16 protein-coding genes and 1 pseudogene are annotated in these 17,626 nt (G+C 54.4%); 5 read left to right on the forward strand and 12 right to left on the reverse strand.

Features of this window, described 5'->3' with window-relative positions:
* The 3 genes and pseudogenes from MVD07_RS08780 to MVD07_RS08790 form a co-directional block, all read right to left on the reverse strand.
* Window positions 1-898: pseudogene (locus MVD07_RS08780) on the reverse strand (hypothetical protein); the annotation flags it as partial.
* 11 nt (window positions 899-909) lie between these two features.
* Complete coding sequence (locus MVD07_RS08785; protein ID WP_366078500.1) at window positions 910-1,950, reverse strand: ABC transporter permease; 1,041 nt, start codon at window positions 1,948-1,950, stop codon at window positions 910-912.
* 189 nt (window positions 1,951-2,139) lie between these two features.
* Window positions 2,140-4,668 carry a hypothetical protein gene (locus MVD07_RS08790; RefSeq protein WP_297500984.1) on the reverse strand — a complete coding sequence of 843 codons (2,529 nt, stop codon included), beginning with the start codon at window positions 4,666-4,668 and terminating at the stop codon, window positions 2,140-2,142.
* Between the two features lie 377 nt (window positions 4,669-5,045).
* Between MVD07_RS08790 and MVD07_RS08795 the strand changes: the two genes are divergently transcribed.
* From MVD07_RS08795 to MVD07_RS08815, 5 genes are read left to right on the forward strand one after another with little or no spacing between them, the layout of a single operon-like run.
* On the forward strand, window positions 5,046-6,269 hold the full coding sequence (locus tag MVD07_RS08795) for a dihydroorotase (protein WP_297500986.1): 1,224 nt from the start codon (window positions 5,046-5,048) through the stop codon (window positions 6,267-6,269).
* Window positions 6,253-6,954, forward strand: a complete 702-nt coding sequence (locus MVD07_RS08800; protein WP_297500988.1) for a dihydroorotate dehydrogenase electron transfer subunit — start codon at window positions 6,253-6,255, stop codon at window positions 6,952-6,954. The genes MVD07_RS08795 and MVD07_RS08800 overlap by 17 nt, the downstream gene beginning before the upstream one ends.
* A gap of 46 nt (window positions 6,955-7,000) precedes the next feature.
* Complete coding sequence (locus MVD07_RS08805) at window positions 7,001-7,903, forward strand: radical SAM protein (RefSeq protein ID WP_297500990.1); 903 nt, start codon at window positions 7,001-7,003, stop codon at window positions 7,901-7,903.
* A gap of 26 nt (window positions 7,904-7,929) precedes the next feature.
* Window positions 7,930-8,583, forward strand: coding sequence for a hypothetical protein (locus MVD07_RS08810; protein WP_297500992.1), 654 nt, complete (start codon window positions 7,930-7,932; stop codon window positions 8,581-8,583).
* A 31-nt stretch (window positions 8,584-8,614) separates the two neighbouring features.
* Complete coding sequence (locus MVD07_RS08815) at window positions 8,615-9,436, forward strand: ATP-binding protein (protein ID WP_297500994.1); 822 nt, start codon at window positions 8,615-8,617, stop codon at window positions 9,434-9,436.
* Here the strand turns inward: MVD07_RS08815 and MVD07_RS08820 are convergent.
* From MVD07_RS08820 to MVD07_RS08860, 9 genes are all read right to left on the reverse strand, one after another.
* Window positions 9,405-10,637, reverse strand: coding sequence for a DHHA1 domain-containing protein (locus MVD07_RS08820; protein ID WP_297500996.1), 1,233 nt, complete (start codon window positions 10,635-10,637; stop codon window positions 9,405-9,407). The two genes, MVD07_RS08815 and MVD07_RS08820, sit on opposite strands and share 32 nt — an antisense overlap.
* A 49-nt stretch (window positions 10,638-10,686) precedes the next feature.
* Window positions 10,687-11,337, reverse strand: coding sequence for a V-type ATP synthase subunit D (locus MVD07_RS08825; RefSeq protein ID WP_297500998.1), 651 nt, complete (start codon window positions 11,335-11,337; stop codon window positions 10,687-10,689).
* Window positions 11,338-11,365: 28 nt separating this feature from the next.
* On the reverse strand, window positions 11,366-12,754 hold the full coding sequence (locus MVD07_RS08830; RefSeq protein ID WP_297501000.1) for an ATP synthase subunit B: 1,389 nt from the start codon (window positions 12,752-12,754) through the stop codon (window positions 11,366-11,368).
* 5 nt (window positions 12,755-12,759) lie between these two features.
* A complete protein-coding gene (locus MVD07_RS08835; protein WP_297501001.1) occupies window positions 12,760-14,517 on the reverse strand; it encodes an ATP synthase subunit A in 1,758 nt (585 codons plus the stop codon).
* A gap of 6 nt (window positions 14,518-14,523) precedes the next feature.
* On the reverse strand, window positions 14,524-14,832 hold the full coding sequence (locus MVD07_RS08840) for a V-type ATP synthase subunit F (protein WP_297501004.1): 309 nt from the start codon (window positions 14,830-14,832) through the stop codon (window positions 14,524-14,526).
* On the reverse strand, window positions 14,829-15,923 hold the full coding sequence (locus MVD07_RS08845; RefSeq protein ID WP_297501007.1) for a V-type ATP synthase subunit C: 1,095 nt from the start codon (window positions 15,921-15,923) through the stop codon (window positions 14,829-14,831). The genes MVD07_RS08840 and MVD07_RS08845 overlap by 4 nt, the downstream gene beginning before the upstream one ends.
* 6 nt (window positions 15,924-15,929) lie before the next feature.
* Window positions 15,930-16,541 (reverse strand): V-type ATP synthase subunit E, encoded by a 612-nt coding sequence (locus tag MVD07_RS08850; RefSeq protein WP_297501010.1) that lies wholly within the window; start codon window positions 16,539-16,541, stop codon window positions 15,930-15,932.
* Window positions 16,542-16,576: 35 nt separating this feature from the next.
* On the reverse strand, window positions 16,577-17,062 hold the full coding sequence (locus MVD07_RS08855; protein ID WP_297501014.1) for a V-type ATP synthase subunit K: 486 nt from the start codon (window positions 17,060-17,062) through the stop codon (window positions 16,577-16,579).
* Between the two features lie 3 nt (window positions 17,063-17,065).
* Window positions 17,066-17,626 (reverse strand): V-type ATPase 116kDa subunit family protein (locus MVD07_RS08860; RefSeq protein ID WP_297501017.1); only part of this gene is annotated, 561 nt, incomplete at its 5' end.

The following is a 17,626-nucleotide window of genomic DNA, read 5'->3' on the forward strand; positions in this document are numbered from 1 at the left end:
TCGGCCTACCCATCTGGTCCGTCCCAAGCAATCCGAAGGTTCTTCCGACCATCGCGACCTCGAACTTGTCGAGGTTGACGTTGACGTATTTCGGAGCCTTTATGATGATCGTGAACTTGTAAGCTCCTTGGAGGCCGGTTGAGTTGTATATGATGGTCTCAAGCGGAAGGAGGTGGCCTTTTCCGTTAGTGATACTTCCAAAGAGTATCTTCATCGGATCTGCACTTTGATAGTAGCCGTAGAGGGTGTTGTTCATCTGGAGTTGCTGGTTGAGATACAGGAGCCTCATCTCAAGCGGGAGTTGCTGGGGTATCTGTATCGGAAGGTGGTAAACACCGTTTTTGTAGAGCCAGTAAAAGAGGAGGGTCTTAACCTGCGGGGTGTATGACAGCTGAAGTGCACCCGTGCTTGGGAGCTGGGCTCCACTGAGGATAGTTAGGCTCTCGTATTTAACACCCGGCTCAGGGGGCCTCTGGATGCGTATCGAGACCTGTGGTGTATCCTGCGGGCGGGACGCGTTTGAGACTAACCCGGTTATGACTATGTCCTTGGGCGGAACTTGGTAAGACATGTCGTAGTTAAAGGTTAAGGTGTAGACCTTACTGGTGCCGTTCTCGGCCGATTCAACCTTCATCTGATGGATGGTGATGATCTTCTGTGGGGCCTTTGTTTCCTTGATAAAGTAGTTTTCCCATGATGGCGGGGCGTTCTTTGGATTAACTATCCACGCCTGGCCGGTTTGCCATTTCTCCGGAATATTGGGGCTTGTCATGTAGGGGGCTGCGAGGGCGAGACCCACGAGGATTATGAGCAGTGTCAGTCCTACCATACCTGATTTCTGGTGCTTGTATTCGCTCCAGAACCTCTTGACACTGTCCTTGAAGTCAACCCATCTCATTCCTCACCACCTCACGACCTCGCGGCGGCACCGACCCTGACACGCGGGTCAAGGTAGCCGTAGAGTACGTCTGCCAGCACCATTGAGAACACGGTCAGGAACGCGAACATGTAGTTCAGTGCCATCATGGTTCTTACCGCGTTGAGCTGGAGGGCCTCCCAGTAAAGACGGCCCATCCCCGGCCAGTTGAAGACGATCTCGGTAATTATTGCACCACCAAGTGATCCAATCATGGCGAAGATTATCATAGTGACTATCGGGGGAGCCGCGGCCCTGAGGGCGTGACCGTATATGACTTTCCTCTCTGGGACGCCTTTTGCCCTGGCGACCATGATGAAGTCTTCCTGCATGGTTCCTATCATGATGTTCCTGATGATCCATGACCAGCCTCCAAAGGAGACCGTCACTATGGTCAGGACGGGGAGGCTCATCTTCTTGAGGATGTTGCCCCATCCGCTGACTTCAACCTGGGAGTACAGGGTTATTGGTAGCCAGCCCAGGTAGACGACGAAGAGCAGTATCATGAGCATTCCGAGCCACCACATCGGTAAGCTGGTGGTCAGCATTGCGAGTATGGATATCGTCCTGTCGAGCAGACTTCCGGGCTTCTGAGCGCTTTTGACACCCAGAGCAAGGCCTATGAATATTATTATTATCTGAGCGGTCGTGAAAAGCAGGATGGTTCTTGCAAGTGCCGTTTTGATCTGATCCGAGACACTGTGAGTTCCGAAGACTGCCGGTATGGAATTACCCCATTTAAAGAAGAACGTGTCTACAGTGTACATCCATGCGCGCTCCCAGTAGGGTTTATCTAAGCCGTAATAGTGCATTCTCTCTGCCCTGTACTGCTCTATCAGTTCCTTACTAGGGGCCTGGTGGTGGCTTTGAGTGTAACCCCTAACCCACATTTGCACCTCAGAGTCAACCTGAGTTGTCAGCTGGATTGTGGCCAGCTTCGTAAAGAGGGCCGACATCAAGAGCACGGCGAGGAAGAGGATAATCACCGCGTTTACGAGCCTGTACGTCACGTACTTGCCGAAACCCATGGCCATTTTAACCCCTCCGAGGTTTCATTGATGCTCGCAAAGGTCAACTTTTACGTGAAAGTTAAAGTTTAAATAGTTTTCCCCAAACGTGCACATATGCTCACATGTGTTCATCCACATGCATGAAAACTCAGGCTGTAGAAGAGCTTTGAGTTAACATGGATAAAACAAAAGAGTAAGTGGAGGCCAGAGGCCTCACTTCTTCCTGGCGAAGTACCAGCCGGCACCGATTATGATTATTATTATGATGCCGATTATGGTGTAGGTTACTGCGTTGCTGGTCTTGGCAGCGGTGGTTGTCTGGGTGGGGCTGGTGGTCTGGGTGGCCTGGGTGGTGCTGGTGCTGCTGGTCATCTGGCTGGTAGTGGTTGTGGTAGTTGTGGTGGTCTTGCTCGTAGTCGTCTTGGTCGTTGTTGTTGAAGTTGTTGTGGTAGTGGTCGTCTTGGTTGGGGTCGGGATGACCGACCTTGCCGCGAGGAAGCTTCCGAGACCGCTTATCGGGTCGGGCATGGTGACAGTTATCTTCTTGTTGGTCAGGAAGAAGTTCCAGGTTTCGACGGTGTAAATGCGCGGTGAGTTGAGCATGTGCGTACCGTAGGCGAGCTTGTAGAGGTCCCAGAACTGGTCGAGGGTCTTTATGCTGACGGTGGTGTTGTTTGGTCCCTTCCAGCTGTTGTAGGCCAGAACCATGGCGAGGTCGTAGCCTCTCCAGTTGAGGAGCGGCTTGAGCTTGTCCGGGGTGTTGTAGTACTTGAGGTTGAGCTCCTGAATGAACTTGTTAACGTTACCGCCGGCTATGGTGTTGACGAGGTCCTGGACGGTCATCGGGTTCTTATAGTTGGTGGCCCAGTTCGGGTCAACGTAGTAGTCGAAGAACCAGAAGTCCCAGGCGATGCTCGTGACGGACTGAACTCCGCTGACGACCCAACCCTCGGTGTAAACACTCCACTGGAGGGTCCTCGGATCCTGACCGTAGACGACTTTGCTGGCCTGGCTCCTCTGCCACTGCAGGAGCTCGACCTTAAAGCCCGCCTTCTGGAGGATCTGGGCGATGTACTTACCCTCGTCAAGCCTCTGGTCCTCGACACGGGCGACGACCTTGAGGGTCACGGGCTTGCCATCATAGGTCCAGACACCGTTTACCTTCTTCAGGGTGTGGCCCTTAGCTGCAAGGGCCTTGGCGGCGCTGTTCATTGCCTGGTCGATGAGCTTGAGGGCGTAGTTCTCATCACCCTGCGGGGTGAAGCCAAGGGCCTTGGCAACGGTCATTATCCTTATGTAGGCGTCAGTCTGTCCGCTGACCTCCGGGCCGAACATTGGAGCACCGCTACCCTGGAGTATCTGGCTGACGATATACTGCCTGTTGATGAGCCAGTTCATGGCGTATCTAACGCCCCTGAGAGCCATCGGGTTGAACTTGATGGTTCCGGATGAGTTGACGAGACCGGTGGTCGGATCGCCGACGAGGTTGAGGTCGAGTGACCACCAGACTGCGATGGTCTTGATGGGGTTGAGGTTCTTACCGTAGTCCTGCATGACCTTGGCTATGTCGCTGTAGGGAGTGGCGTACCAGTAGAAGTCGTACTCGCCCTTGGCGACGGCGAGTATTGCCGTGTCCTTGTTGAGAGTGCCGTAGATGTCAATCTCCTTCCAGTAGGGGTTCCACGGAAGGGGCTTGCCGTTAACGGTTCCCGGGAAGCCGATTCTCTTGTTGTTAGCGAGTTTGAGGATAACCGTCATGGCCTTGGGGTTGTAGCTGGCCACGTAGTAGGGCCCGTCGCTTATGAGGACGTTCTTGTAGTTGTCAACCCACTTGATGATTCCTTGGTAGCCGGCCTTGGCGAGGTCGGTAGTTATTCCAGCCTGGGACTCACTGATGCCCCACTTCTGGAGCCAGGGCTTGAGGGTGCTGAGCCAGATAGGTATCGGGTTGTTCATAAGGGCTTGGGCCTCGGCCTTGAAGTAGGGAGCCTGCTCCGGGTCTATCATGTCAAGCTGGTAACCGTTCTGTGGGGTGGTGCTCCAGGAGAACTCCTTGCCGTTGACCCCGTTGGCGACCATCTCGCTCATAACGTTGTAGAGCTCCCACGGGAAGCTGGGCTTCTCCATGAAGTTACCGATGGCGGTGCTCCACTTGTCGTAGGGAACGACGTAGTTCTGGTAGAGGGTGTACTCGATGTAGTCGCTGGTGACTTTGTCAACCTTGAGACCCATGACCAGCTGGAGGGTTCCCTGGTAGTTGTTGGCGTAGGTCTGGCTGTAGTACTTGTCGCCCTTGCCGTCCTGATAGCTCCACTCCCAGGTCATGGCGTAGTCGAAGAGGTAGTCGGCGAGGGTTATCGGCTGGCCGTCAACCCAGGTTCCGAGACCGCACTTCCAGGTGACGGCACTCTTGGCAGTCTTGCCCGCGTAGGGGGCAATCCACTGCTTCTGGGTTCCGTTCCAGATAATGGCATCGTCCGGAACCTTAACGTTGTACTGTATGTTAACGAGCTGGCAGCGGTAGGGGTGATACTGTGCGTCCGGTCCCATGGTCACGGCCGGGTCGTCAAGGAAGTACCAGACGCGGACTGTGTAAACGTCTGTCATTCCGCTCGGGGATGGGTTGAAGACACCCATAAAGAGACTGCCTTGGGCAGCAAGCTGAACGATCTTAAGGGTATTCCCTGGGACTGACTGCTGGGCGCTGGCTGGCTTTGCAACTAAGAATACACTAAACAACATCAAGCCCATAACAAACAGGCTTAGGGCTTTCCTATTCATATTCCAGTGCCTCCTTCAGTTTTTGGCAACGTTGCCACATACGGCGTATAATGGCATGAAGCTATACATTCGAGTCCTATTTAAGGGTTACGTTGTTGTAGAAGTTCGAAATAAGTACCAGCATGTAGAAAGCCCCAATTAAGATCTTCCGGGAGATAAAGGTATAAATTTAAAATTGCGACATAATGGCCGGCTGGTGTGAAATACAATTCAATATATTATCCCCGTAGTCAAATCTAACTTTGATTATTATTGTAGAAACTCGAAAAAATGGTTAGGCTAGAGTTTGGAGAAGCAAAAATCTTAAAACCGTAGCCTGTTAACCTCGGGCGGGCACTATGCACGAGCTGGTTCTCAAAGGGAAGTTCCTGTTTCACGGGGAGGTCCTTGAAGGGAGCGTTGGAGTGGACAGGGGTAGGATAGCAAGAATTTCCCGGTTGCCTCTGAAGGGGGAGGAAACCATAGAGTTGAAATCAGCCATTGTTCTGCCGGGCCTTATCGACACCCACGTCCACCTCAGGGACTTTAGGGAGAGAAAAAAGGAGACGGTGGAGAGCGGCACGAAGTCAGCCCTTCACGGTGGTATCACGGCAGTTTTTGACATGCCCAACACTAACCCACCGGTGATGGACTCCCAAACTTTCGAAAAGCGCCTAAAGCTCTTCAAGGGAAGGGCCTATGCTGATTATGCTCTCGGCTTTCTCCTCAGGGACAACTGCAGAGAGGCCGTTAAGTCGGGGGCCGACTTCTACAAGGTCTTTATGGGTTCCTCAACAGGGGGGATATATTCAGAGCACTTCGAAAGCGACTATGCCTGTTCTCCCGGGGTTCTGAGCGTCCATGCTGAGGATCCTGAGGTCATAGCGAAAAATCCTGAGAGGCCTCCAGAGGCCGAGAGTCGGGCGATAAAAAGGGCCTTAATCATCGCGGAAAGTCTGAAAAAGCCCCTCAACATCTGCCATGTCTCAACGCGTGAGGGAATATTGGAGATACTGGAAAGAAGTCTCCCCTGGGTGACCTTTGAGGTGACGCCACACCACCTATTTCTAACTAAGAAGGATTATGAGAGGAACCCGCTCCTCAAGGTTTACCCACCGCTTAGAACTGAAGAGCACCGGAGGGCCCTCTGGGAGAACATCTCACAGGTTCCAATCATAGCAAGCGACCACGCACCTCATACCATTGAAGACAAAAAGAACGGCTCGGCCGGGATTCCCGGGCTTGAGACCGAGGTTGCCCTCCTCCTCGATGCGGTGAACATGGGGCTGATGACCCTTGAAGATATAGCTGAGAAGATGCACGACGGGCCAGTCAGGGCCTTTGGCATAATAGGGAGGGAGTTTGAAGTCGGCGGGGAGGCAACCTTTACGATAGTTGACCTCAAGAAGGAGTGGACAGTTAAGCCTGAGGAGTTCTACACCAAATCCAAGTGGAGCCCCTGGGAGGGCCGCAGGCTTAAGGGAAAGGTCGTGATGACCCTGATAAGGGGGAGGGTCGTTATGGAAGGGGATGAAATAGTCGGAAAGCCTCAGGGGGTTAGGCTAAATGTACAGAGTCGTTGAAATAGTCGAGACCTGGGAGGCCGGAGAAGGGGTTAGGGCCTTCAGGTTCAATGGGGAGTTTGACTTTAGGGCCGGGCAGTTCGTCATGGTCTGGCTACCGGGAGTTGGAGAGAAGCCCTTCAGCCTTGCCTGGCGAGACCTGATAGTTGTGAAGAGGGTTGGGAGATTCACATCAAGGCTCTTCGAGCTTGGCGAGGGAGACAGGCTCTGGATCAGGGGCCCCTACGGAAGGGGCTTTGAGGCGAGGGGGGAGAAAGTGGCCTTGGTCGCTGGGGGGATTGGGATCCCACCCGTTTACGCTTTCGCAAGGCAGGAAAAGGGAAATTTCAAGGAGGTAACGTTAATATACGGGGCGCGGAGCCGGAAAGAGGCCGTCCTTCTGGACATTGATGAATACGTTGACGAGGTGGTTGTAACGACCGATGATGGCTCCTTGGGGAGAAAGGGCTTTCCTACAGAGGTTCTGGTCGAGAGAGGCGGGGAGTTCGACTGGGTCTACGCCTGCGGACCGGAGCCCCTGCTGAGGGAAGTTCTCAGGGTTAGGAACTACAGGAACGTTCAGGTCTCCGCGGAGCGTTACATGAAGTGCGGAATAGGCGTCTGCGGGAGCTGTTCCCTTGGTAAATACCTCGTCTGCAGGGACGGGCCAGTCTTCGATGGCCTCCAGCTGAAGGGCTTAATCTGACCAATTATTTTTTAAGGGCTTTCCCTTTCCAGGAGTGGGTGTGAGGATGAAGTTAACTTGGGAGGAGTTTGCGAGGAAGATAGGCGTCGAGCCCAGGATTCTGGAAAACAGGGAGGCAAGGCTCCTGAAGGAGTTTGTGGATGAGATAAGCTACCCGAGCCACTGCCGATTCTGCCAGGGACTTGACCTGAGCAATCCCAATCCGGTTCACCACCCAAGCTACGAGCTGACTCCAGCCTGCAACCACGACTGCATATTCTGCTACTCCAACGTGGCATTAAAGCTGGGAAAAGCTCCAAAGCCTGGCTACTACGGCTGGGATAATCCGAAGGCGATAACGGTCTCTCAGTACGGCGAGCCTTTACTAAGCCCGCGCATTGTCGAGGTCAACAGGATGCTCAGGGAGAGGTTTCCGGGTGCGAGGCTCGACCTCCAGACAAACGGCTCCCTCCTTACTGAGGAGCTGTGGGAAAAGCTGGACTTTGACATCGTGATGATAAGCCTGGATGCTGCCTCGCGGGAAAAGCACCTCAAAATAACGAACGCCGACACATTTGAGGCCGTTGTCAACGCCCTCAGGATAGTTGGAGAAGACAAGAGCGTCCGCTCCGTGGTCAGGACGATTTTCATGCCCGGGATAAACGAGCGGGAAATACCGAAGATAGCCGAGCTGGCTTCCTCTCTGGGTGTTGACGAGATGCACCTCCAGCCGCTCACGATACACGAGCTCAACGTGGAGCGTCTTAAGAAAGCGGGCCTCGACTTTGAGAGGGCTGAGAGCGTCAGGGAGCTCCTCAGGGTGGCAATGAAGGCGAGGGAGTACATTGACGTGCGTATAAGCGGCTGTCTCCTCGCCCAGCTCAAGAGGATGGATGCACTAACTCTCTTCAGCGTCAAGAGGGTAGCGAGGGAAGTGGCTCCGGTTGTCAAGAGGGCGAGGAAAAAGTGATAAGCTCCCTCCCCCTACATTAGACGGTGAGGCTGTTGCTCTGGGAGTTGCTCTCGGTAGTCCTCCTGTTGACATTCCTCGGGATCAACATTCTGGTCTGGTTCGTTAGGGTCGGCGGAAAGCTGGCTGGGATAACGCTTAAAAAGGCTCTAAGGGTTGATGTCCCCAAAAACGAGAGAAAGCGCCTTGAAAGGCTCTTCACCCTATTCTGGGTACTTATCGGCCTCTGGGCAAGCCTCAGGGTTCGTTGGGACTTTCTGTCAATGCTTTTCGCATTCCTCGCCTTCAGGAGCGGTGCCAACGTCACGAGAACCCTTGTTTACAGCGTCCACGATGGCAGGGTCCTTGAGGAATACACCGATGACAGTAGGGTTCTCTCACTCCTGGGTAGGGCCGTGAGGGCAAATCTCCTCCTTGAGGGTATCTTTGTCCTGGCCTTTGCGCTGGCTTACAAGACCATCTCTTTGACGGCCAGGCCTAGTGCTCTCTCACGCGGGCCTTTTATAGTCGAGCTCTGGTTCGCCGGCCTCGCCTTTGGGGCGTTCTTCGGCTGGCTAATAGCGAGGAACAACCGAGGGGTCCTGCTCGAAAACCAGATAGCAGTTGTTTCTTTCTTCGCCGGGAAGAAGGGTAGGGAGAAGGCGGATGAACTTGGAAGGAAGGTTAAGCTCAGAAGGTAACGTTTTAAAGCCTTCTCTCCCTTCAGGGGACATGCTCAAGTGCTCGCTCTGCGTCCACGATGAGAGGACGGCGAAGATAGATGTAATAGACGGGAAACCGCTCTGCAGGGAGTGTCAGGTTTATCTAAGGTATCCGATAGAGAGGGAGGCCGTCAGGAGGGAGCTCGAAGAGCTCATGGAAAAAGTAGATAGGGCAATCGTTGCTTACTCTGGCGGGAAGGACAGTGTCGTTGCACTCTACCTGACCAAGGAAGTTTACAGGGTTCCAGAGCTTGAGGCGGTCATGGTGGATCACGGGCTCATGGCGGGGCAAGCGATAGAGAACGCCGAGAGAATAGCCAAGCACCTCGGGGTTCAGTTTACCCTTTTGCACTACGATTACTCGGACATCTTCCGCGAGGCCCTTCTCAACGCCCAGAGCCCCTGCAGAGCCTGCTCCAGGAGGACGATGGAGAAGCTCAGGAAGTACACCCTCCGAAAGGGCTACCGCTATATCATAACCGGCCACGAGCTACCCTTTGGGCATCACCCCCACAGGTTGATGAGCGGGGGGATAACCCAGATAAGGCTCCTCTCAATGATGACCGAGGAGGAGCGCTTTGAAATTCTAAGAAAGCTCCCCTTCGAGTTCCTGGAGTTGCCGGGCTATACAACGAACTGTCTGGTTTTGGGCCCGGCCCTCGAAAGGTACTGGGGGAAGCACGGACACTCCTTTGAGCAGCGTAGAATAGCTGCACTCGTCAGGTACGGCCTTATGAGCAGAGAAAAAGCAGAAAAAGAACTTGAGAGGCCGGAAGTCCCGGAGTGGCAGTGGGAACTCGTCAGGAGGAAGCTCGACCTAAACGCTCTCTGATTGCTCCGAGGGCGACCTCCAAAACTTTCTCTGGTCTTTCTTTGAAGCCCCCACCCCTGGCAAGGGTCTCGCTTCCACCGCCACCGCCACCGACCCTTGAGAGAACTTCCCTCAGGACTTCTCTCATGTCGAGGCCAACACCTCTGTTCTTCGCGAGGATTACGTAGTTCTGCCCGGCGAGGATGACGACTGTTTCGGGGTTTTTATCAACGAAGTTGATGGAAAAGGCCTGGGCATCTTTCATCGGCGAGCTTTCAACGTGGGCAACGACCCTAACCCCTCCGATCTCTTCGGCGTCCTTGAGCAACGCCTTCGCCTTCCATTCCCAGAGCTCTCTCCTCAGGGAGTCTTTCTCAGCCTCAAGCCCTTCGATCTCGCCCTTTAACTCCTCGACGCGCTCAACGAGCGGGCGGTTTTTGTTGGGCATCTTGTTTAAGGCATTCCAGTAGTCCTCAAGAAGTCCATTGAGGTATTTTAAGGCCCTCACTCCAGTAGCGAACTCTATGCGCAGGAGTTTTCTGCTCTTTCGGTAAACGCGGATGACCTTCAGGAAACCAATCTCTCCGGTGCTCTTCACATGCGTCCCGCCGCAGGGGGTGACGTCAACAGTTCCGATGCGGACGATTCTTATGGGGGGCTTGACCTTTGAGGAGACGTCCTTTCTAAGGAGGGCCTTCAGCTCATCCGGAAGCTCCCCGTAGACCTCGACCTCAACGGGTAGATCGCCCCATATGACCTCGTTCGTCTTCCTCTCGATCTCAAGGACATCCTCCCACTTGAGCTCTCCCGGGTAGTCTATCTCTATCTTATTGTACTCCGGGAATATCTGGAAGCCCGTCGTCTCGGCACCTTGCAGGCCCTTGATGACCGCCGAAAGTACGTGCTGTCCCGTGTGGGCGCGCATGTTCTCGTATCTCCACTCCCAGTCGAGTAGTAACCTGACTTCCTCACCAACTTCGGGGGTTCTGCCTTTCAAAGAACCCTCGTGAAAGACCTCGTCTTTTCCGGTAACTTTCTCAACGCGGACAGCAAAGCCATTTCCTTCAATCCTTCCCCTGTCCGAGGGCTGACCGCCGCCTTCAGGATAGAATATCGTCCTGTCAAGGGTCAACCTCACCCGTTTCCCTTTGACTTCGACGCCGGTAATCTTAGCCTTCGCTTCCCTTAGGTAGGGATCCCGGTAGAACAGCTTCTCCGTCATACGACCACCTACTGAAGAATAGCAGGGGAGAATAAAAGATTAAGCCCGATTAAGCCCCTGCCTGGGCGCGGGCCTCTATGAGGGCCTTGACCCTCTTCAGTCTGAAGAAGTTCTCGCGCTCCATCTCGTCAAGCCTCTGTTTGATGAACTTGACGGTAGCTTCCATGCGCGGGATTATGATGTACTCAAGGGCGTTGACGCGCCTCTTGGTCGTTTCTATTTCCTTCGCGAGCCTCTTGAGGGTCTCCTCGACTTCAGCGAGGCGGACAGCTAAATCTAGGACTTCTTCGAACTTGTCAGCTGCAACATCAACCTTGGCGGAGCTGGAGACGAAGGCGTAGCCCCTCTCGCCGGCACTCCTTCTGAAGGATTCGGCCTCGATGAGAGGCACCGCAACACCCATGACGTTCCTCTTCCTTATCTCGACTTCCCTGTTGGGCTTAACGGAGAGGCCTATCTCCCTCAGCCTGAGCGTTCCGACGTCGATCTCGGCCATCTGGAGGGCTTTAAAGGCCTCCCCCATCTTGAGGTTGAGTTCCCTCCTAAGGGTGAGGGCCTCGTCGTAGATTGTGAAGAACTCCATTATCAGGGCGTCCTGCTTGTCCTTGAGGAGTTTGTGTCCCTTCTTGGCCAGTTTAATGCGTCTCTTGAGATTGAGGAGCTCCATCCTCGTGGGCTTGACGTTTAGCAGTTCTGCCATCTCAACCACCTAAAAATTTGGTAGGGCATTAAACCCTCTTCCTGTACTTCGGGTGGTACTTGAGGATGTACTCCTTCCTGACGCGTTTGAGCTCACTCTCCGGGAGCTCTGTGAGCAGTTCCCAGCCGAGGTCGAGGGTTTCGAAGATGCTCCTGTCCTCATCGTAGCGCTGGGCGACGAATTCCTTCTCAAAGCGGTCGGCGAACTTGAGGTACTTCTTGTCGGTCTCGCTTAAGGCCTCCTCACCGACGACGGCAACAAGATCCCTGAGAGACCTTCCTTCAGCATAAGCTGCATACAGCTGCTGGGCCAGCTGGGGGTGGTCTTCCCTCGTCCTTCCCTTACCGATACCGTCCTTCATCAGACGGCTGAGCGAAGGCAGAACATCTATCGGCGGGTAGATACCCTTCCTGTGGAGCTCCCTGCTCAGAACGATCTGCCCCTCCGTGATGTAACCGGTCAGATCGGGAATCGGATGGGTTATGTCGTCGTCCGGCATCGTCAGGATGGGCATCTGGGTTATGCTCCCCTTTCTGCCCCTAACCCTACCGGCGCGCTCGTAGATTGTGGCCAGGTCAGTGTAGAGGTAACCCGGATAGCCGCGTCTTCCCGGAACCTCTTCCCTTGCTGCTGAAATTTCCCTCAAAGCCTCACAGTAGTTGGTCATGTCCGTGAGTATGACGAGAACCTGCATGTCGTAGTCGAAAGCCAGGTACTCCGCAACGGTCAGAGCCATGCGCGGAGTGATGATGCGCTCGATTGCCGGGTCGTCAGCTAGGTTGAGGAAGAGAACTGCTCTCTCTATTGCTCCAGTCTCCTCTAGGCTCTTTTTGAAGAAGTTGGCTTCCTCGTAGGTGATGCCCATGGCTGCGAAGACAACCGCGAACTGCTCCTCCTCTCCGAGAACCTTGGCCTGCCTCGCTATCTGGGCAGCGAGCATGTTGTGCGGTAAACCTGAACCACTGAAGATGGGTAGCTTCTGGCCGCGGACGAGGGTGTTCATACCGTCTAGGGCTGAGATGCCGGTCTGGATGAAGTCCCTGGGGTAGGCCCTCGCAACGGGGTTGAGCGGTGCCCCGTGGACGTCTCTCCTGTCCTCGGGGATGATCTCGGGCCCGCCATCTATGGGTCTGCCTATGCCGTTGAATACCCTGCCCAGCATGTCCATTGAAACGGGAACCTTGAGGGTCTCACCGGTGAAGCGGACGCGGGTCGTTTTAATGTCCAAATCGCGGGTTCCTTCGAAGACCTGAACTATCGCGAGGTTTTCCCTTGCTTCGAGCACCTGTCCCTTCCTCTTCTCGCCGCTTTCAGTTTCTACCTCAACGACCTCACCGTAGGCAACACCCTTAACGCCCTCGACGATCATGAGGGGCCCGTAGATCTTGCTAACTGTGGAGTATTCCATTCCGGGCATGGCCATCACGCTCCGTACTTCTTAAAGAGCTCCTCAAACTGTGCGTTCGTCTCGTCTATCAGGGCCCTGACCTTTTCGACTTCCGGCTCAAACTTCATACGGCCTATCTTCTCCCTGACCGGGAGCTTGGCTATCTCATCAACTGGAATGCCCCTGTCCACAGCCGACATGGTCTTCTCGTAGAAGTTAAGGATGACGTGCATCATCGTGACCTGCTTCTTCGGCGGGCAGTAGGTGTCGACCTCGTCGAAGGCGTCCTGCTGGAGGTAGTCCTCGCGGAGCATCCTCGTAACTATGAGCACCGCTTTTTCCCTGTCAGGTAGAGCATCGGGACCGACGATCCTAACGATTTCCTGCAGTTCGGCCTCCTTCTGGAGGAGGGCCATCGCCGTGTCGCGCATCTCCCTCCACTCGGGATCAACGTTCCTGTGCCACCAGTCTTGGACTGCATCGAGGTAGAGCGAGTAGCTCCTCAGCCAGTTGATCGCAGGAAAGTGCCTCCTGCGAGCAAGGTCAGCATCCAAAGCCCAGAAGACTTTAACGACACGGAGGGTGTTCTGGACAACTGGTTCACTGAAGTCTCCACCTGGCGGTGAGACGGCACCGATGACGGAAACGCTACCGACCCTCTCGTCGCTTCCTAGGGCGAGGACTCTACCTGCCCTTTCGTAAAACTCCGCTATCCTGCTCGCGAGGTAGGCAGGATAACCTTCTTCACCTGGCATCTCTTCAAGACGGCCGGAGATTTCACGGAGTGCCTCCGCCCACCTCGATGTTGAGTCCGCCATCAAAGCCACGTCGTAGCCCATATCTCTAAAGTACTCCGCTATGGTAATTCCGGTGTAGATTGAGGCCTCACGTGCAGCGACGGGCATGTTGGACGTGTTTGCTATGAGAACGGTTCTCTCCATAAGGGGCTTCCCGGTTTTCGGGTCCTTCAGCTTGGGGAATTCCTCAAGCACATCCGTCATCTCGTTACCGCGCTCGCCACAGCCTATGTAGACGACTACGTTGGCGTCACTCCACTTAGCTAGCTGGTGCTGTGTAACTGTCTTTCCTGAACCAAAGGGGCCTGGAATTGCAGCGGTCCCACCCTTTGCTATGGAGAAGAAGGTGTCAATAGTCCTCTGTCCGGTGATGAGTGGAACTTCGGGCGGGAGCTTGGCCTTGTAGGGCCTCTTAACACGAACGGGCCACTTGTGGTACATCTTTAGCTCCTCAATGCTTCCGTCTGGCTTCTTGACCCTTGCTATGACCTCCTCAATGGTGTAGTCACCTTCCTCGGCAATCTCAACGATTTCTCCCTCCACCCATGGAGGGACAAGGATTTTGTGCTCTATGATGTCAGTTTCAGGAACAATGCCGAGAACGTCGCCACCGCTGACTTTATCCCCGACCTTGGCATTTGGAGTGAAGTGCCACTTCTTGTCCCTTGACAGGGCCGGAGCGGTAAGGCCCCTCGCTATGAAGTCACCGCTCTTCTCCCTGAGTATCTCAAGAGGTCTCTGTATGCCATCATATATCGAAGTCAGCAATCCAGGGCCGAGTTCGACGGTAAGGGACGCCCCAGTTCCTTCAACACGCTCTCCGGGCCTGACTCCGGCGGTTTCTTCGTAGACCTGTATGACGGCCTTGTCGCCCTCAAGGCGGATGATTTCCCCGATGAGCCCCATCTCGCCGACGCGGACAACTTCGTACATCTTCGAGCCTTTCATTCCGTCGGCAACAACCAGTGGTCCTGTAACGCGAATTATCCTCCCCATTTCCCTTCACCTCTTCAACTCAACGCCAATTGCCCTCCTCACTATCTCGCGGAGGGCCTCTTCACCGAATCTCGAGCCGGACTTGTCCGGCACCTGAAGGATGATCGGAATCGTAACGTCTGGAAGCTCAATCCTCTGGGCAAGCCTTTCGGTGATGAAGATTATCCCCACGTCTCCATTCTCTATGAGCTCCTCCAGCTTGTTCTTCAAGCGCTCGACGTCCAGAGATGTTTCGTCAAATGCGTAGACCTCATGGACGCCCGCCAGTTTAAAGCCGAGTGCGGTGTCTCTGTCGCCGAGGACAGCTATTTTCATTCCACCTCACCTACGACGTGTTTTATCTCCTCTGGATTGAGCCCGTCTCCAATGAGCTTCGCCATGGCCCTCAGCTTCCTCACTTCCCTCTCCTTCTTCAGGATGTAGAGCAGTGGCGTTGCTATGCTGAGTGGGTAGAACCTGTCCAGCTCGGCGACCCTCTCGATTATGTGATCCTCCAGGGCCCTCTCCAAGACGCTGAGGTCTTTCTCAATCTCCTCGCGGACGCTTCTGATGACCGGCCCGTATTTGGTGGAGTCGAGCTCCGCGAGCGCCATGTCGAGTGAATCCACATGGATGGCTGGCTCCAGGTTAACGGTTCCCCCAGGGATCAGGAAGGTCTGTATCTCGTCCGCGGACATGCCGGCGGTCTTGGCCCTGAGAATGGTTGAGATGTTCTTCCTGTCTATTGAAAGCCTAACAAACTCGGTGAGGATCAGCTTCTCTTCTCCCTTCCTGGAGAGGGCGTAGCTGAGGAGCTTTGAGTGGTAAATCCTATACAGCTCGGTCTCAAAGCTGGTCGCGTCGATTTCGCCCAGGAGAAGCTTCTGGTAGGGTTCCTCGTAGGGCGTCCCCTCAAGGATGACGAGTATCTCCTCCATGGTCTTGGCCTCTGCCATGGCCTTGACTATAGGAAGCATTTTGCCGAGTTCGACTACGTAGTCGCTCGCAGGCTCGTTGGCCAGCTTGGCCTTAACGACGCTCGCTATGTTCCTAACGTCCCACTCCTCCAGTAATATTCCAAAGAAATCCCTTGAGCGCTTGGGCAGTATTTTGTACATCAGCCTGTAGGTCCCCGCCATCGCTCCCTCCAAGGCCCTTTCGATTTCCTCCACGCTGTATGACTTGAGTTCAGCAAGGTAGTCCTTGTACTCGGTGTCCTCAAGGTTTACGACAAAGTTCTGTAGGGTTCTGCTCTCGGCGAGCTCGTTGAACTTCTGCCCGCTAAGCAGTTTGGCCTCCATCGCCCGTATCCTGGCGTTTGGATAGGAGTAGGGGGTGTACTTGTAGAGGTATGCCCCCGTTTTGTAGGCGACCCATGTGAAGATCACTGCGAGCGTTGTGTCGAGGATTGCCACTACCGCTTCCATTATCCATCACCCAAAAAGGGCCTTGGCTATCGTAGCCCTTAGCTCGCTCTCAAAGCGTTCTATCCTGGCCTCGAAAGTGTTGTCAACCCTAACCGTTTCATCCGTGCTCTCAACGATGATTCCGCCTATCGTCGGCACTGGTTTTCCAACGGTTATTTCAACCTCTTTTCCAAGCCTCTTTGTAAGCTCTTCTCTGAACTGAGTCAGTCTCTCGACCACGAGCTTGAGGGTTCTCTCGTTGGAGTGGAGGACGGCTGAAGTGACACCGAGCTCTTCCATGGCCTTTGCCGTCAGTTCAACGAGTATCGGAAAGTACTCCTCGTCGTCTAGGCTTGCGAGCCTCTCCTTCAGGCCTTCGATTGCCTTCCTTATGTATTCCTCCTGGACGGCGAGCTTCTTCTTCCTGACCTCCAGGCGGGCGTTGGCTATTATTCTCTGCTTCTCTATCTCCGCCTGTGTTTTGGCCTTCCTTAGTATCCACTCGGCTCTGGCTTCCCCTCTCTTTTTGGCCTCTTCTTTGAGCTTCTCAGCCTCTCCCCTGGCCTCATTGAGTATGTACTGTATCTTCTGCTCGGCTTCCCTGTTTATTTCCTGAATTATGAGTTCTGCACCTTCCATTTTTAGTCCTCCTCAGGCTGTAAAAAGGAGAGGGCTCAGAGGCCGACGCCGGTGGCTATCATTATGAGCGCACCGACGAGACCAAATATTGCCATGGTCTCGGCCATCGCCGCGAAGATGATTCCCTGGGTGAAGGTCTTCGGGTTCTTGGCAACGGCACCTATACCTGCACCGGCTATCACACCCTGCGGTATTGCCGAGAAGCCTGTCAGGCCGACCGTAAGACCTGCACCGAAGAGTATGGCGCTCTTAACGAGGTTCTCTGTGGTCGGCTGGGCGAACCTGAAGCCACCGCCGATGATCCCTGCGCTGAGCAGGATCAGGAATAGTGTAATGAGGCCGTAGATGCTCTGGGTCATGGGCAGTCCCTCAAGTATGAGGGCGTTTTTGAAGTTCTTCTCGTCCTCTGCGACAACTCCAGCTGCTGCTGCACCGGCTACACCCACACCGAAGGACGAAGCTGCCCCTGCAAGACCTGCCGCGAGGGCTGCTCCAAGGGAGACGTAAACTATCGGATCCATCCTTCAAACACCTCCATCAGCTTTCAGTTCAAGTTTTGAAACCTCTCTCTTCGCCCTAAAGGGAGTGAAGGGCTTTCCATCGCCCGAATAAAACGTTCCAAAGAACTCAACATACTGAAGACGGAGCGAGTGGACGAAGGCTCCGAGGGAGTTTATGGCGGTCGAAAACAGCTGGCCGCCGATGAAGACTATTATGCCCAATGCCACTCCAAGGGGGACGGTACTTATCTTGATGCCCCAGACCATTCCGGTTAAAACGTTGACGACCATCGCTATACCGCTGGTGGCCAGTGCCAAGGCCATGAGACGGGCGTAGCTGAGCCACGTCCCGATGAAGCCGAAGAAGTCCGAGATTATGAGGAGTGCTGCGAGACCCCCGTTGCTGACTACCTCGCCGATGGCAAAGAGGATTAGGCCAACTCCAAAGATGGCCTCCATGAGCGGTTTAGATGTTTTCGCCGCAAAGAGAACTATAGCTATTATGATGAGCATCCAGGAGAGCTGGTCGAAGAGCGCTCCCTTCTTGTCGCCGTTCTTCCACTTGACCATGAAGCCGATGGTGTA

The organism is Thermococcus sp. (genome assembly GCF_027008145.1).
Taxonomy (GTDB): Archaea; Methanobacteriota_B; Thermococci; order Thermococcales; family Thermococcaceae; genus Thermococcus.

Bases quoted from the DNA above. Each gene is read 5' to 3' on its own strand.
- MVD07_RS08785 (WP_366078500.1), bottom strand. From the start codon at position 1,950: ATGGCCATGGGTTTCGGCAAGTACGTGACGTACAGGCTCGTAAACGCG.
- MVD07_RS08790 (WP_297500984.1), bottom strand. From the start codon at position 4,668: ATGTTGTTTAGTGTATTCTTAGTTGCAAAGCCAGCCAGCGCCCAGCAG.
- MVD07_RS08795 (WP_297500986.1), top strand. From the start codon at position 5,046: ATGCACGAGCTGGTTCTCAAAGGGAAGTTCCTGTTTCACGGGGAGGTC.
- MVD07_RS08800 (WP_297500988.1), top strand. From the start codon at position 6,253: ATGTACAGAGTCGTTGAAATAGTCGAGACCTGGGAGGCCGGAGAAGGG.
- MVD07_RS08805 (WP_297500990.1), top strand. From the start codon at position 7,001: ATGAAGTTAACTTGGGAGGAGTTTGCGAGGAAGATAGGCGTCGAGCCC.
- MVD07_RS08815 (WP_297500994.1), top strand. From the start codon at position 8,615: ATGCTCAAGTGCTCGCTCTGCGTCCACGATGAGAGGACGGCGAAGATA.
- MVD07_RS08820 (WP_297500996.1), bottom strand. From the start codon at position 10,637: ATGACGGAGAAGCTGTTCTACCGGGATCCCTACCTAAGGGAAGCGAAG.
- MVD07_RS08825 (WP_297500998.1), bottom strand. From the start codon at position 11,337: ATGGCAGAACTGCTAAACGTCAAGCCCACGAGGATGGAGCTCCTCAAT.
- MVD07_RS08830 (WP_297501000.1), bottom strand. From the start codon at position 12,754: ATGCCCGGAATGGAATACTCCACAGTTAGCAAGATCTACGGGCCCCTC.
- MVD07_RS08835 (WP_297501001.1), bottom strand. From the start codon at position 14,517: ATGGGGAGGATAATTCGCGTTACAGGACCACTGGTTGTTGCCGACGGA.
- MVD07_RS08840 (WP_297501004.1), bottom strand. From the start codon at position 14,832: ATGAAAATAGCTGTCCTCGGCGACAGAGACACCGCACTCGGCTTTAAA.
- MVD07_RS08845 (WP_297501007.1), bottom strand. From the start codon at position 15,923: ATGGAAGCGGTAGTGGCAATCCTCGACACAACGCTCGCAGTGATCTTC.
- MVD07_RS08850 (WP_297501010.1), bottom strand. From the start codon at position 16,541: ATGGAAGGTGCAGAACTCATAATTCAGGAAATAAACAGGGAAGCCGAG.
- MVD07_RS08855 (WP_297501014.1), bottom strand. From the start codon at position 17,062: ATGGATCCGATAGTTTACGTCTCCCTTGGAGCAGCCCTCGCGGCAGGT.